The organism is Nocardia sp. NPDC056541 (genome assembly GCF_042794235.1).
Lineage (GTDB): Bacteria > Actinomycetota > Actinomycetes > Mycobacteriales > Mycobacteriaceae > Nocardia.
This window is the reverse complement of the sequence record NZ_JBHTUD010000019.1, coordinates 1-13265: the sequence shown is the minus strand read 5'-3', so window position 1 is coordinate 13265 and position 13265 is coordinate 1. Positions and strand designations below refer to the sequence as shown.

Annotated in this window: 13 protein-coding genes and 2 tRNA genes; 5 read left to right on the top strand and 10 right to left on the bottom strand. The window is 67.3% G+C overall.

Annotated elements, in window-relative coordinates; translation table 11 throughout:
- Positions 1-7 precede the first annotated feature (7 nt).
- The 3 genes from ACFQ9R_RS27915 to ACFQ9R_RS27905 form a co-directional block, all read right to left on the bottom strand.
- Positions 8-346 carry a hypothetical protein gene (locus ACFQ9R_RS27915; RefSeq protein WP_378994536.1) on the bottom strand — a complete coding sequence of 113 codons (339 nt, stop codon included), beginning with the start codon at positions 344-346 and terminating at the stop codon, positions 8-10.
- 76 nt (positions 347-422) lie between these two features.
- Positions 423-1052 (bottom strand): transglycosylase SLT domain-containing protein, encoded by a 630-nt coding sequence (locus tag ACFQ9R_RS27910; RefSeq protein WP_378659547.1) that lies wholly within the window; start codon positions 1050-1052, stop codon positions 423-425.
- 496 nt (positions 1053-1548) lie between these two features.
- Positions 1549-2646: a LysR family transcriptional regulator gene (locus ACFQ9R_RS27905; protein ID WP_378994534.1), complete on the bottom strand. Its 1098-nt coding sequence runs from the start codon at positions 2644-2646 to the stop codon at positions 1549-1551.
- Between ACFQ9R_RS27905 and ACFQ9R_RS27900 the strand changes: the two genes are divergently transcribed.
- A complete protein-coding gene (locus ACFQ9R_RS27900; RefSeq protein ID WP_378994532.1) occupies positions 2638-3828 on the top strand; it encodes an MFS transporter in 1191 nt (396 codons plus the stop codon). The two genes, ACFQ9R_RS27905 and ACFQ9R_RS27900, sit on opposite strands and share 9 nt — an antisense overlap.
- A 72-nt stretch (positions 3829-3900) precedes the next feature.
- Here the strand turns inward: ACFQ9R_RS27900 and ACFQ9R_RS27895 are convergent.
- A tRNA-Lys gene (locus tag ACFQ9R_RS27895) sits at positions 3901-3976 on the bottom strand.
- Positions 3977-4292: 316 nt separating this feature from the next.
- Between ACFQ9R_RS27895 and ACFQ9R_RS27890 the strand changes: the two genes are divergently transcribed.
- Positions 4293-5501, top strand: a complete 1209-nt coding sequence (locus ACFQ9R_RS27890; RefSeq protein ID WP_378994530.1) for an Ig-like domain-containing protein — start codon at positions 4293-4295, stop codon at positions 5499-5501.
- Between the two features lie 70 nt (positions 5502-5571).
- On the opposite strand, the gene ACFQ9R_RS27885 is transcribed toward ACFQ9R_RS27890, so the two are convergent.
- Both ACFQ9R_RS27885 and ACFQ9R_RS27880 read right to left on the bottom strand, forming a co-directional pair.
- Entirely contained in the window at positions 5572-5916 is a 345-nt protein-coding gene (locus ACFQ9R_RS27885; protein ID WP_378994528.1) for a hypothetical protein, read from the bottom strand.
- 109 nt (positions 5917-6025) lie between these two features.
- A complete protein-coding gene (locus ACFQ9R_RS27880) occupies positions 6026-6196 on the bottom strand; it encodes a hypothetical protein (protein WP_378994526.1) in 171 nt (56 codons plus the stop codon).
- Positions 6197-6221: 25 nt separating this feature from the next.
- Between ACFQ9R_RS27880 and ACFQ9R_RS27875 the strand changes: the two genes are divergently transcribed.
- On the top strand, positions 6222-6767 hold the full coding sequence (locus tag ACFQ9R_RS27875; RefSeq protein WP_378994523.1) for a CGNR zinc finger domain-containing protein: 546 nt from the start codon (positions 6222-6224) through the stop codon (positions 6765-6767).
- Between the two features lie 60 nt (positions 6768-6827).
- On the opposite strand, the gene ACFQ9R_RS27870 is transcribed toward ACFQ9R_RS27875, so the two are convergent.
- A tRNA-His gene (locus tag ACFQ9R_RS27870) sits at positions 6828-6900 on the bottom strand.
- A gap of 55 nt (positions 6901-6955) precedes the next feature.
- Positions 6956-7594, bottom strand: coding sequence for an oligoribonuclease (orn, locus tag ACFQ9R_RS27865; protein WP_378994520.1), 639 nt, complete (start codon positions 7592-7594; stop codon positions 6956-6958).
- A 197-nt stretch (positions 7595-7791) separates the two neighbouring features.
- Between orn and ACFQ9R_RS27860 the strand changes: the two genes are divergently transcribed.
- Complete coding sequence (locus ACFQ9R_RS27860) at positions 7792-9519, top strand: helicase HerA-like domain-containing protein (protein ID WP_378994518.1); 1728 nt, start codon at positions 7792-7794, stop codon at positions 9517-9519.
- A 56-nt stretch (positions 9520-9575) separates the two neighbouring features.
- On the opposite strand, the gene ACFQ9R_RS27855 is transcribed toward ACFQ9R_RS27860, so the two are convergent.
- Positions 9576-10865 (bottom strand): diaminopimelate decarboxylase family protein, encoded by a 1290-nt coding sequence (locus ACFQ9R_RS27855; protein WP_378994515.1) that lies wholly within the window; start codon positions 10863-10865, stop codon positions 9576-9578.
- A gap of 142 nt (positions 10866-11007) precedes the next feature.
- Complete coding sequence (cmrA, locus tag ACFQ9R_RS27850; RefSeq protein WP_378994513.1) at positions 11008-11811, bottom strand: mycolate reductase; 804 nt, start codon at positions 11809-11811, stop codon at positions 11008-11010.
- 110 nt (positions 11812-11921) lie between these two features.
- Here cmrA and ACFQ9R_RS27845 point away from each other — a divergent pair, with 110 nt between their 5' ends.
- The gene (locus ACFQ9R_RS27845; protein WP_378994510.1) at positions 11922-13040 is read left to right on the top strand and encodes a phosphotransferase enzyme family protein; all 1119 of its coding nucleotides are present in this window, start codon (positions 11922-11924) and stop codon (positions 13038-13040) included.
- Positions 13041-13265 lie beyond the last annotated feature (225 nt).

Genomic DNA, 13265 nt, shown 5'->3' with positions numbered 1-13265 from the left:
CGCGGTGTTAGGACTCCCACGGCTTCACCGGGGGCTTGACCCACAGCAGCTTCTCGTCGGCGTGGGTGCGCACCGCGGCGGCGTGCCCGGGGTTGCGGGCCGCCCAGGCGTCCTTCTGGTCGAGGAGGTCGGCGACCACCTGCCAGGTTTCGCCGGTGCTCGGCGGATTGGTGTCGGCGGCGCGGGCCAGCTTGCGCAGGGTGGCCGCGGGCAGGGCGAGCAGTTCGGCGCTGCGGATATCGCGTGACCAGACGTAGGCGGCCATGCGGCGGGCCTTGGCGACGCGGCTGGCGGTGGCCGCGTCGGAATGCGCGTGATCGGGTGCCTGATCGGCGCTGTCTGGCACGACGGCGATTCTACGACGGAACGCCCGCGCTCCGGTCGGCGATGACCGGGGCGCGGGCGTTCACCCGTCAGGTTGCTCAGTAAGCGGAGTTGACGTTGTCCATGGAGCCGTAGCGCTGCGCCGCGTAGTTGCAGGCCGCGACGATGTTGGCCACGGGGTTCCAGACGTCGAAGGGGGTGCCCTCGACGTGGTAGGTCGCGAAGGTGGGGTCGATCACCTGGAGCAGGCCCTTGGAGGGGATGCCCATCGCGGCGTTGGAGTCCCACAGGTTGATCGCCTGGGGGTTGCCGGTCGACTCGCGCATGATGTTGCGGTGGATGCCCTCGTAGCTGCCGGGGATGCCCTTGGCGGCCATGATGTCGAGCGCTTCGGTGATCCAGCCGTGCAGGTTGTCCTCGTAGGACTTCACCTCGGGCATCGGGGCCGGGGCGGCCTCGGGAGCCGGGGCGGCCTCCGGTGCCGGGGCGGGAGCGGCCTGCGGCGCGGGCGCCGGGATGGCCTGGATGGCGGGGGCGGCGCCGACGGCGGGGATGTTCTCCGCCTGCTCGACGACCATGGCGGCACGCTCGGGAACGCTGTCGTCGGCGAACGAGACGGCGGAGGACGCGGCTACGGCGACCAGGCCGACCGCGGCGACTGCCACGGTGAACGCCTCACGGCGCGAGCGACGGCCGATAACGGTGCTGAGCTTGTCTTTGTTGAGCATGGCTTTTCTGTTCCTTCATCTCTGTCTGGCGACGCAGGCCCTGCATCAGGGCGCGATGGATCGCGCAGCGCGCACGGGAGTACACGCCGGTCAGGCGATGCGTTGTTTCTGTCTGTATGGGAAGGTGCGACACTGTCGGGGGACGAACGCTCGATGGCAGTTCATCGCTGGCGTCGCACGGTGCTCCACAGCTGGCTGCGGGGAGACCACGCGCTGTTCGGTGCTATCGGAGGTTGGATACTTCCGGGCTAACCAAACCGCAGGTCCGTTTGTGACCTGATGACAGAATGGTCACGACGGGTTAACGCAAGGTGAACGAAACCTGAACGGCAAACGCTGCCGATCTTGGTTCATTGCCGGGCAGTTGCAGAATCGTTATCTATGCAGGAGGTTTGCGACTCTGATCTGCGTGGCGGCCGTCACAGAAAAAGTTTGCCCGAATCAGGTTTTGCGGGGGTTTGCGCAGCTAGAGCGAGTCCGAATCGGGCTCTGAGCGCTAGCACGCCGGATTGTCCATGGCAGTCCGATAACGAGATCGTGACCGTTGCCCGGCAACTGCGGCTACCACCTCTCGCAGACCGGCCATGCGGGGCTCGTCCGTCTCGCTCGAACGCCATACGATGCCGAAAGTGCAGTCGGCGAGTGCGTCGACCGGCACGAAGCGCAGGTCGGGGCGTGGGTACAACTGTGCGGCAGAGGCGGGGACGAAGGCGACCGCGCCGGTCAGTGCGACGGTCGCGAGCATCGACTCGAACGTCGTGCCCATGGCCGTGGCATAGCGAACGGCTCGGCCGTCGGGCCGCGGGTCGGCGGCCCAGTACGCGCGTCCCTCGGGGAACGACTCGGGCACCATCGTGACGACCGCGTGGTGTGCGAGATCGGCCAGGCGCAGCGACTCTCGTCGCGCCAGCGGATCCGTCGCGGCCAGGCATGCGACCCGGCGCTCGACCACGAGTGGAACGACGTGCAGATGCGACGGAACAGGCACATGGACGAACGCCGCATGGATTTCACCGCGCTCCAGCGCGGCCAGCTGCTCGGTGAACGTGTCGATCACCTGCACACGAGGGCCCAGTTCCGGAAAACGTGTCGATATTCCATCGATGATCTGGCGGGTCGGGCCGAGTGCCGTAAAACTCTCGCACACCCCGATCCGCAATATTCTCACCTCTGTCGTGGCGTGATTCGCCATTTCTCTCAACTGCTCCGAGGAATCCACTATCGAACGAGCCAGCGGCAGCAATTTCAGCGCGATAGGAGTGAGTTCTACGCGTCTGCTGGTTCGATCGAAGAGCCGAACTCCCAATCGTTGCTCCAGTGCCCGGATTTGCTGGCTGAGTGCGGGCTGAGTCAGGTACACGCGGCGCGCTGCCCGGCCGAAATGCAGCTCCTCGGCGAGAACCAGCAGCAGGCGGAGTTGGTGGGGTGTGGGGTCGTCGCCCTGCAAGCTCGAGCCTGTCCCATCCATAACCCACACTCTATCGATGACGGCGAGATCCTGATAGTTACACCGTTGTGAGGCATCGCCCGGGCTGGCAAGGTTTATTTCGCTGCCGCCACGGATTGACCAGCAGGAATAGGAATCATGCGACAAAGTCTCGCCGCACTCGTATTGTGCGTCTTCGGTATTACGACCGGTGAATTCGTGATCGCGGGAATCCTTCCCGATGTCGCGGCTGAATTCGGCGTCTCTATTTCGGCGGCCGGGCTTCTGGTGACCGCTTATGCCGTCGGAATGATCTTCGGTGGACCGGTCGTCACCGCGCTCACTGCGCGCTACTCGCGCAAACCGTTGATCAGCGTGCTGCTCTTGATCGCGGTGGCAGGCAACGTCGCCTCCGCGCTGGCGCCCTCCTATGAGCTCCTCTTCGTTGCCCGCGTTGTCACCGCGCTGGTCACCTCCACGTTCTTCGCGAACGCGATCGTCATCGCGACCGCGACCTCGCCGCCGGACAAGCAGGCGTCCACGGTCTCGAAGCTGGTCTTCGGGATGAACATCGCAATGGTGCTGGGTGCACCGATCGGGACGCTGCTGGGCAATCGGTTCGATTGGCGTACACCGTTTTTCGCGATTGCGGCGGTATGCGCTCTCGGCTTGGTGCTCGTTCTGCGCTCGGTCCCGGAGGTGGCGAACTCCGGCGGGTCGGCGTGGTCGGAATTGCGGGTGTTCGGCGATCGCGACGTTCAGCTGGCCATTGCCGTCACGGCGATCGGCAGTGCGGGCGTGCTGATGGTGTTCGTCTATTTCGCGCCGTTGCTGACCGAGGTCGCGACGTTCGCCTCCAGCGCTGTGGCGGTGATGCTCCTCGTCTACGGCCTCGGCGCCACAGTGGGCAACGTCGTCGGCGGCAGACTGTCCGACCGCTCACCGAAACGTGCGCAGCTCGGTCTGCTCGTGTTGCTGGCCTGTGCGTTGCTGCTGATGTGGGCGGTGAGCGGCCAGACCGTGCTCATCGGCGTGATGGTGTTCCTGGTGGGTGCACTCGGCTTCTCGGTGATCCCGGGAATGCAGGCCCGTGTCCTGAACACCGCGAGGCGGGCCCCGACGCTCGCTATCGCGGTCAACGCCTCGGCGTACCAGCTCGCCGCGGCCTTCGCGGGCTGGTTCGGCGGGCAGGTGATCGACTCTGCCGGACTGCGCGTCGTGTACCTGGTCGCCGCCGCTGTCACTGTCCTCGGTATCGCTGTCAGTGCTGCCGCATGGCACCGTGACACTGCCGAGAGCAAGCGCGTCGCGCCAGTGGCCAACTCTGCCCCTCGTGAGCGAGATCACTGAACGGTGACGGCCTATCCGGCGGCCGAAACAAACGAAGCCCCTGACCATGGGACCTGGTCAGGGGCTTCGTTGTGGTGCGCCATCAGGGACTTGAACCCCGAACCCGCTGATTAAGAGTCAGCTGCTCTGCCAATTGAGCTAATGGCGCATGTCTTTGTTCTTTGCCCCGTCTCCGGTGCGGAACAAACATTAGCAGGCCGTGGGGCGGAAAGTGAAATCGGGCGCTGACCAGCAACAATGCGGCACATCCGGCGTTGTTAACACCGACGACCTCCGGACCTATCTAACGATTGTGACTTGGTCGTGTCGCGGGGGCTTTCCCGTTGGAACCGGCCGGGCCAGCTGGCAGAATGGGCGAGACGTCGAGTTCGTAACGCCCCCCGCCAACACGGATGGCTCTAGCGATTCGGGTCGGTGGGATCTGCGGCGCACTGTAATCGCGTCGGTACGGAAACGGGGTTGACATGGGTAAGAAGCGGGGGCGACCTCGGTCGCTACGGACGATCGTTCCGATGGTGCTGTTGGCGGTGTTCGCGCTCGGCGCGTCGGCCTGCTCGGCCGCCGAGGGCACCGGGGTGGAGGTGGCGATCGATCGCAACCCCCTCGCCGAGCTCATCAAGCCGAAGCTCGTCTCGACCATCAAGGACGGGCAGGTCGGCGTCTCGCCCGGCATGCCCATGGCTTTCCAGGTCGAGGACGGCAAGTTCACCGACGTCACGCTGACCAACCAGCAGGGCGCCGCGGTAGCGGGTCAGCTGGCCGCGGACGGGCGCTCCTGGTCGACCGCCGAGGTGCTCGGCTACGGCAAGACCTACAAGCTCACGGCCTCGGCCATCGGGCTCGGTGGCGCGAACTCCTCGACGCTGAGCTTCACCACCAGCTCGCCGAAGAGCCAGACCAAGCCGTACCTGCTGCCCGGCGAGGGCGAAGTGGTGGGAATCGGTCAGCCGGTCGCGATCCAGTTCGACGAGAACATCCCCGATCGCCGTGCCGCCCAAGAGGCCATCAAGATCACCACCGAGCCCGCCGTCGAGGGCGCCTTCTACTGGGTGAACAATCGCGAAGTGCGGTGGCGCCCGGAGCACTACTGGACACCGGGCACCAAGGTGACCATCGATGTGAACGTCTACGGCAAGGACCTGGGCAAGGGTCTGTACGGCCAGGACAACATCCATTCGTTCTTCACCATCGGTGACGCGGTGGTCTTCACCGCCGACGACAACACCAAGCAGGTGGTGGTGGAGAAGAACGGTCAGGTGATCATGACCATGCCCACCTCGATGGGTAAGGACAGCACGCCCACCGACAACGGCGTCTACATCGTCAGCGACCGGCACGAGAAGATCATCATGGACTCCTCGACCTACGGTGTGGCGGTGAACTCGTCCGACGGGTACCGCACGCCGGTCGACTACGCGACGCGAATCTCCTACAGCGGCATCTTCTTCCACTCGGCACCGTGGTCGGTGGGGCAGCAGGGCTACTCCAACTCCAGTCACGGCTGCCTGAACCTGAGTCCGGCGAACGCGCGCTGGGTGTACGAGAACGCCAAGCGTGGTGACATCACCGTCATCAAGAACACGGTCGGCGGCACCCTGTCCGGTGTCGACGGGCTGGGTGACTGGAACATCGCGTGGCCGGAATGGAAGGCGGGCAACGCCGACGCTCCGTAGGCGCGCGACAGACGAAAAACGAAGGGGCACCGGATTTTTCCGGTGCCCCTTCGTTGTGTCTGTGGACCGCTCAGAGCGGGGTGGGGAGTTCGCTGCAGTCCATCATCGCCTCGCCCGCGACCGCGAGCGCGCTACCGAAGGCGCCGCACAGAATGCGGCCGCCGAACAGCAGGCGGTCGAGGTTGGGCAGGCCGGCCGAGCCGGTACCGGAGGATCCGGTGGTTTCGACGCCGGTGGTGGAGCCGCTCTGCGCCGAACCGGATTCGGGCTGATCGCTCGGCAGGCCGAAGTCGCCGATGGGGGTCTCCGCCGTGAAGTCGGTGAGGGGCAGGCCGGGCGAGGCCGTGGCGGTCCCGGCGACGGGGCCGAGCACGGTGACGGCCGCGAGGACGGCGACGACGGTGGAACGCTTCATCAAGGGGTCTTTCCGGTCGAGCGCTGACGCGATGGCGAGATCTGCCCCACATCTGGGCAGCGGTCCAAAGTGTAGCGGTCAAACGTGATGTTCGTCATGGTGGTGCGAGTTATCCGGCGGCGGCCAGGCCCGGTTCGTCGCGATGGATCTCGGACGCGACGCTCAGCTGGTCGACGACCACCCTGCGCGCGCCGCAGCGGCAGCGTTGGTAGGCCACGACGCCCTCGCTGGTCCGGTGGCGTGACTCGATCTGCCAGGTGTGTGCGGGGTGGCTGTTCATGGTTCGAGTCTGATGTAATGGCATTGTGCATTACAACCATTACGGGCGTGAGCCGGTGCTGCTGGGCGTCGACCTGCTCAACGTTCCGTGTTCGAACGCCGCGGAGTTGGCGCGACGCTGCGCGGCGGCGGGCTTGGTGCTGTCCACGCCGGTGTCCGACGGCGATCTGACGTCGGTAACGGCCTTCCTGGGGCGCTGGCGGGGCGTGCTGGAGTGCGCGGACCGCGCCGAACGTGCGGCCCGGCTCAATGTGCTGCTGGCCGAATACGCCTCCGCGCCCCGCTTGACCGACCATGTGGGCGACGGCTGGCATCTGCATTTCCGTGACCCGGGGGTGGCGACGGACCGCCAGATCGCGGCGCTGATCACCGTCGGCACCGCATTGCACCTCACCGGGCTGGGGATGGACCGTCTCGGCGTCTGCGCGGCGGACGGGTGCTCACAGGTGTACGCCGACATTTCACGCAACGGCAGGCAGCGTTTCTGTAGCCCGGCGTGTGCGAACCGGTCGGCCGTCCGACGGCACCGGGCGAGCCGCGCCGAAAGCGGTGCCGCCCAGGTCGGTCCGTAGCCGCGGGGTGCCGAGACAGCAAAGAAGGCCCGGTCCTTGTGGACCGGGCCTTCTCTTCGGGGTGACCGACGGGACTCGAACCCGCGACATCCAGGATCACAACCTGGTGCTCTACCAACTGAACTACGGTCACCATCACCGGTGAATCACCGGCGCCGTCGATATTAGCGTGTGTGTAGTGTCAACCCCTAATCCGCTGGTAGATGACTCGAACCGGTGACATCCACGGCCTCGGTAGCCTCCTGGGCAGCCGCCGCGATCTCGGCGGTCGACGGCCCGGGCAGCGGGACGAACGCGGTGCGGCGGTAGTACTCGAGTTCGCGGATGGATTCCTTGATGTCGGCCAGCGCGCGGTGGGCCAGGCCCTTCTCCGGCTGACCGAAGTAGATGCGCGGGTACCAGCGTCGGCACAGTTCCTTGATCGAGCTCACGTCGACCATCCGGTAGTGCAGGTGCGCGTCCAGCTCCGGCATGTCGCGGGCGATGAAACCGCGATCGGTGCCGATGGAGTTACCGCACAGCGGCACCGTGCGCGCGGTGGGCGCGTACTCGCGGATGTAGTCGAGTACCTGCTGCTGGGCCTGTTCGAGAGTGACGGTGGAACGCCGAACCTCTTCGGTCAGACCGGATTTCGCGTGCATGGTGGCGACGACCGGTGGCATGCAGGCCAGGGCGGCGTCGTCGGCGTGGATGACGATGTCGACACCGTCACCGAGAATGTTGAGGTCGCTGTCGGTTACGAGCGCGGCGATCTCGATCAGCTTGTCGCTGTCGAGACGGAGCCCCGTCATTTCGCAATCCATCCAGACCAGGAGTTTGTCTGACACGGGAGCCACCCTAATGGTGGGCCCGGGAACCTGGTCGGCAGGTGTGTCGCGTGGGCGAGGCGGACCGGGTTTGCCGACGACATCCCCGGATGTTTGCCGACCGGGTGACGTGCCCGGATACAGTTTGCCTGGAATTGACCACAGACGTTTCGAGCATTTCTTGCGTACGTGCCAGTGAGCAGACGGAGGACGCGCGAATGACCACCCCACAGGAGAAGGCGGCAGCGGCACGCAAGGCGGCCGAAGACGCGGCCAGGGTCGCCGCCGAGGCCATGGCGGCCGCGGAGGCCGCCGAGCAGGAAGCCGCGGCGGCGAGCGCGGCACCGGCCACGGACAGTCGACCGGCGGTCGAGGGCGGCGAATCCGATTCTGCGAGTGAGGAATCCGCCTCGAAGCCGGCGGCATCCGGCGCGGTCGCGCAGATCGCCGAGGGCTACGCCTTCAGCGGACCCGCACTGGAACTCGGCACGGTGATGGTCGACGGCGTGGCCGATCCTGGTGCGCGCGTGCGTATTCCGCTGCGGATGATGAACCGGCACGGTCTCGTCGCCGGTGCGACCGGCACCGGCAAGACCAAGACCCTGCAGGGCATCGCCGAGCATCTGTCCCGCGCGGGCGTTCCCGTGGTGATGGCCGACATCAAGGGCGACCTGTCGGGCCTGAGCGAGCCGGGCGCCGACACCGACAAGATCCGGGCGCGCGCGGCGGAGACCGGCGCGACCGACTGGGCGCCCGGTGCGTTCCCCACCGAGTTCGTCTCGCTCGGCACCGGCGGCATCGGGGTGCCGATCCGGGCGACGATCACCTCGTTCGGACCGATCCTGCTCAGCAAGGTGCTCGGCCTCAACGACACCCAGGAATCGACGCTCGGCCTGATCTTCCACTGGGCCGATCAGCGCGGCCTCGCCCTGCTGGACCTGAAGGACCTGCGGGCGGTGATCACCCACCTGACCAGTCCCGAAGGCAAGGAAGACCTCAAGGGCATCGGTGGGGTGTCCTCGCAGACGGCCGGGGTGATCCTGCGGTCACTGGTGAATCTGGAAGCCGACGGCGGCGACACGTTCTTCGGCGAACCCGAACTCGACCCGGCCGATCTGCTGCGCACCGCGGGCGGTCTCGGCGTGATCACACTGTTCGAGCTCGGTCAGCAGGCGGCGCGGCCCGCGCTGTTCTCGACGTTCCTGATGTGGGTGCTCGCCGATCTGTTCCAGACGTTGCCCGAGGTGGGTGACGTGGACAAGCCGAAGCTCGTGTTCATCTTCGACGAGGCGCATCTGCTGTTCGCCGAGGCGTCCAAGGCGTTTCTGCAGCAGGTCGAGCAGACGGTGAAGCTGATCCGGTCCAAGGGTGTCGGTGTGTTCTTCTGCACCCAGTTGCCCACCGACATCCCCAACCCGGTGCTCTCCCAGCTCGGAGCCCGCGTGCAGCACGCGTTGCGCGCCTTCACCCCCGACGATCAGAAGGCACTGTCCAAGACGGTGCGCACGTATCCGAAGTCGTCGGTGTACGACCTCGAAGAGGCGCTGACCTCGCTCGGTACCGGCGAGGCGATCGTCACCGTGCTCTCCGAAACCGGTGCGCCCACGCCCGTTGCCTGGACCAAGGTCGCGCCACCGCGCTCACTGATGGACACCATCGGCGACGAGGCGATCAAGTCCAAGGCACTGTCGAGCGCGCTGCAGGGCAGATACGGGCAGAGCGTCGACCGGGAATCGGCCTACGAGATGCTGCTCGCCAGCGTGGCGGCCGCCGAGCCGGTACCCGAATCCGCCCCCGCGCCGGGGCGCTCGACGGACCGGCGGGAAGAGGATTCGGCCGCTGAACGGATCATGGCGAATCCGGCGGTGAAGAGTTTCCTTCGGTCGGCGGCGAGTGCGGCCGGGCGCGAGATCAGCCGCAGTATTTTCGGCACCCGCCGCCGGTGATCGAGTGCGGCCCGTCGATCGGCGGGCCGCACTCCCCGAGTCCCGGGATCAGCCAGTCACCGCGCGAGCTCGCGCATCAGCAGGTCGGCGGTCGTCTCGCGACGGAGCAGCTGCTCGGTGCGGCCGTGGGCGACCGCGACGACCGGCGGCCTGCCCGCTGTTCGATATCCGGCCGCGCACGGGTGATAGGCACCGGTGCACGGCACCGCGAGAACCTCGCCGGCACGAAGATCGGCCGGAATCCGGACCTCGGCGGCGATGAGCCTGCCCGCGGCACCGTGCCTGCTCGCGACCGATGCGGTGAGCTGGGGTCCGGCCGGATGCCGGTTGACCACGAGCGCGCTCACATCGTCGCGCCCGTCGGTATCCCCGTCGACGATCACGCACCTGCCGCCGGCGACCTCGGTGACGGCGAGCACCCGGTGGAGCGTGACACCCGCCCGCGCGACGATCGCGCGCCCCGGTTCCATCGCGAGGACCGGGCGGGGGAAGTGGTGGCGCGCACAGCCCGCGTCGAGCGCGTCATCGAGGATGTCGGCGAGTTCGCGCAGGTTGAGCTCGGCATCGCCGCCGCGCAGCGCCACCGCGTGCCCGCCGCCGATATCGAGATGGGTCAGCAGGGTGCCGTGTTCGGCCTGGATCCAGGCCATCTCGCCGATCATCCGGCGGATCGCCTCGCCGTACAGGTCGGGGTCGTGGATCTGTGCGCCGAGGTGGCAGTGCAGTCCGGTCAGGATCAGCTTCGGCTGCGCGATGATCCGGGCCACGGCCGCGGCGCAGGAATCGCTGCCGAGCGGGAACCCGAACCGTGAGCTGCCCGGCACCTCGATTCCGGGCGCCACCCGCAACAGCACCTGCTGTGGGCGGGTCGCGAGCGAGGCGAGCAGGGTGATCTCGGTGAGGGTGGAGACCACGATGCGGCCGACCCCCGCGCCTACCGCGGCGCGGAGCTCGTCGAAGGGAGCCCCGTTGCCCTGCAGGACGATCCGGCGTGGGTCGATGCCCGCCGCGAGCGCCACCTCGAGTTCACCGGTCGAACCGACCTGCACGGCGAGGCCCTCCTCGGCGACCCAGCGGGCAACTGTGCGCAGCATCAGGGCGGTACCCGCGTAAACGATCTCGGTGTCGGGGAAGTGCTTGCGGTAGGCGCGGCAGCGTTCCCGCACCTCCGTCTCGTCGATCACACGCACCGGTGTGCCGTATTGGTCGGCGACATCGTGCAGGGCCACGCCGCCGAGGGTGATCCGGCCGTCACCGTCGTAGTGGGTGTCGGCGGGCCACACCGCGGGGTCGAGTCGGGGGACCGCACTCGCATGCAGGGACGGGAAGATATCGAGCAACGTCACGGTGGTCTCCTCCAGGAGGACGCCCCCGCACTCGGACGGCGGGGCCACTTCCAGGACTACGCCGCTCGCGGGCAGCCGAACTCGGTCTTTACGGGTCCTTGACCACCCGGCGACCGTTCCTGACGACTTGCTGACGTGGGTGTCAGCCGCCCAGCTTCTTGTAGAACGCGCCCGCGATCGGTGCGGTGAACGAACGGGGGCCGTAATTGCCCGCCACGCTCATGCCCTTGCTGATCAGGCCGGGGACGATGCGCATCTTGTTGCGGGCCAGCGCGTCGATGGAGACCTTCGCGGTGTACTCCGACGACACCCAGAGGAAGTCGGGAACCATCTTGTCGACGATCGACTGGTCTTCGGGGGCCGGGGTTTCGGTGCGGACGGGACCGGGCGCCAGCAGGGTGACGTTCACGCCGCTGCCCTTGAGTTCGCCGCGCAGCGACTCCGAGAAGGTGTTCGCGAACGCCTTCGACGCCGCGTAGGTGGCGTTGTTGGGGATCGGCATATTGCCCGCCGCCGAACCGCTGATCAGGATCCCGCCCGCCTTGCGCTCGATCATGCCGGGCAGCACCGCCAGGCTCAGGTCGTGCACGGCGGTGGCGTTGAGTTCCATCTGCATCCGCTCGTAGGCGAAGTCGAGTTCGGCGACCGGACCGAACGTCGCGATGCCCGCGTTGTTGCAGAGAACGGCGATATCGCGAACCGCGAGCTCGTCGACGAGGCTGGCCCGCTGGGTGCGATCGGCCAGGTCGACCGCGCGGACCTCGGCGGTGATGCCGTGGGCCAGGGTCAACCGCTGGGCCAGCTCGGTGAGGATCTCACCGCGGCGCGCGACCAGGATCAGCGAATAGCCGCGCCCGGCCAGTTCGGCGGCCAGCGCGGTGCCGATGCCGGAGGACGCGCCGGTGACGACGGCACGATTGTCTGCAGTGGGGGAGGGCAAGCTCACGAGGGGAGCTTAGGGGATCGGCTACGGCCGTGCGGTGTCCGCATCGACGGGGTGGCAGCGCGATGAGAGGGTTCGACGCTGAATGGTCCGGCGCCATCGATACTGGACCGATGGCTGACGAGCAGGTGTTCGGGATGGGCGACGACCCGCTGGCCGAGCCGACGTGGCCCGCGCTCACCGACGACGAGATCGCTCGCGCGGTCGCCGAGACCTGGGGCGGTTCGCCCGCTGCGATCGAATGGCGGGGTGCGCGGCCGTTGTCGTCGACGGTGGGGGTGCGGTTGGACGGTGGGGATCGGCTCGTGGTGAAGCGGATGCCCGCGCGATTACGCGATGTGGTGGCGTTGGGTGAGGAGCATCGGTTCATCCGGCACCTGCGGGTTCGGGATATTCCGGTGCCCGAAGTGCGTGCCACCGTGGGGGATTGGGTGAGCGATGAGTCCGGCCGAGACCGTGATGGCGCGACAGGCGCGTTCGTCTACGAGGTGCATCGGGTGGGGATGGGGGAGGATCGGTATCGCGCGGACTTCTCCTGGTCGCCCTATCGCGACCGTGACGATGCGGGGAGCGCTGGGGTGATGCTCGGCCGATTGCATTCGGCCGCAGCAGATTTCGATGCACCGGCTCGACCCGCGCGACCGCTGCTGGCGAGCATGCACAATGACGTGGCGTGCGCCTTCGAATGGCACATCGCCCGACGGCCGTCGGTCGCCCGATTCCTCGGTGCGAGAGACTGGCGCGCTGACATTCCCCAGTTTCACGCCGACCTTTCCGGCGTCGCGCCACTGTGGACGCACGGGGACTGGCACGCGACGAACCTGCTGTGGAACGACCACGAGGTGACCTCGGTGATCGATTTCGGCCTGGCCGACCGGACGACGGCTGTCTTCGACCTCGCCACCGCCATCGAGCGCACCGCCATCGACTGGGTTTCGCTGCGTGACGGCGGACCCGCACACGTCCGAGCAGACCAGATCACCGCGCTGATCCAGGGATATCAATCGGTTCGACCGCTGTCGGTCGCCGAACAGCGCCTGCTCCCGGACCTGCTCCCGCTCGTGCACATCGGCTACGAACTCTCCGAAATCGACTACTTCCTGACCATCGCCCACGACCCACGCAACGCCGAAATCGCCTACTACGACTGGCTTCTCGGTCACCTGCGCTGGTACGAGACAGCAGAGGGTCGCGAACTACGCGATGTGATTCACGACGCCTCCCGGCGCTGACGCCTCCCGCTGACCGCGCCCGGCACCGCCGACCGTATTTCCGGCGACACTCACCCCGGCCACCCCCCGACGACACCCATGATCCGCCATGACCGGATCCGCCATGACCGCACTCCCAGCCCCGCACGACCCGACCTCGAGGAGGGTCCGCCGCGCAGCGGCGCAGCGGCCCGGCCGCGAGTTAGCCACCGTTGCGTCCGCGGCGCAGCCGCCAGCAACGGGTGG

What these genes read in the sequence shown, in the direction of transcription:
- ACFQ9R_RS27910 (WP_378659547.1), bottom strand. Translation starts at nt 1,052, where the DNA reads ATGCTCAACAAAGACAAGCTCAGCACCGTTATCGGCCGTCGCTCGCGC.
- ACFQ9R_RS27900 (WP_378994532.1), top strand. Translation starts at nt 2,638, where the DNA reads ATGCGACAAAGTCTCGCCGCACTCGTATTGTGCGTCTTCGGTATTACG.
- ACFQ9R_RS27890 (WP_378994530.1), top strand. Translation starts at nt 4,293, where the DNA reads ATGGGTAAGAAGCGGGGGCGACCTCGGTCGCTACGGACGATCGTTCCG.
- ACFQ9R_RS27885 (WP_378994528.1), bottom strand. Translation starts at nt 5,916, where the DNA reads ATGAAGCGTTCCACCGTCGTCGCCGTCCTCGCGGCCGTCACCGTGCTC.
- ACFQ9R_RS27880 (WP_378994526.1), bottom strand. Translation starts at nt 6,196, where the DNA reads ATGAACAGCCACCCCGCACACACCTGGCAGATCGAGTCACGCCACCGG.
- ACFQ9R_RS27860 (WP_378994518.1), top strand. Translation starts at nt 7,792, where the DNA reads ATGACCACCCCACAGGAGAAGGCGGCAGCGGCACGCAAGGCGGCCGAA.
- ACFQ9R_RS27845 (WP_378994510.1), top strand. Translation starts at nt 11,922, where the DNA reads ATGGCTGACGAGCAGGTGTTCGGGATGGGCGACGACCCGCTGGCCGAG.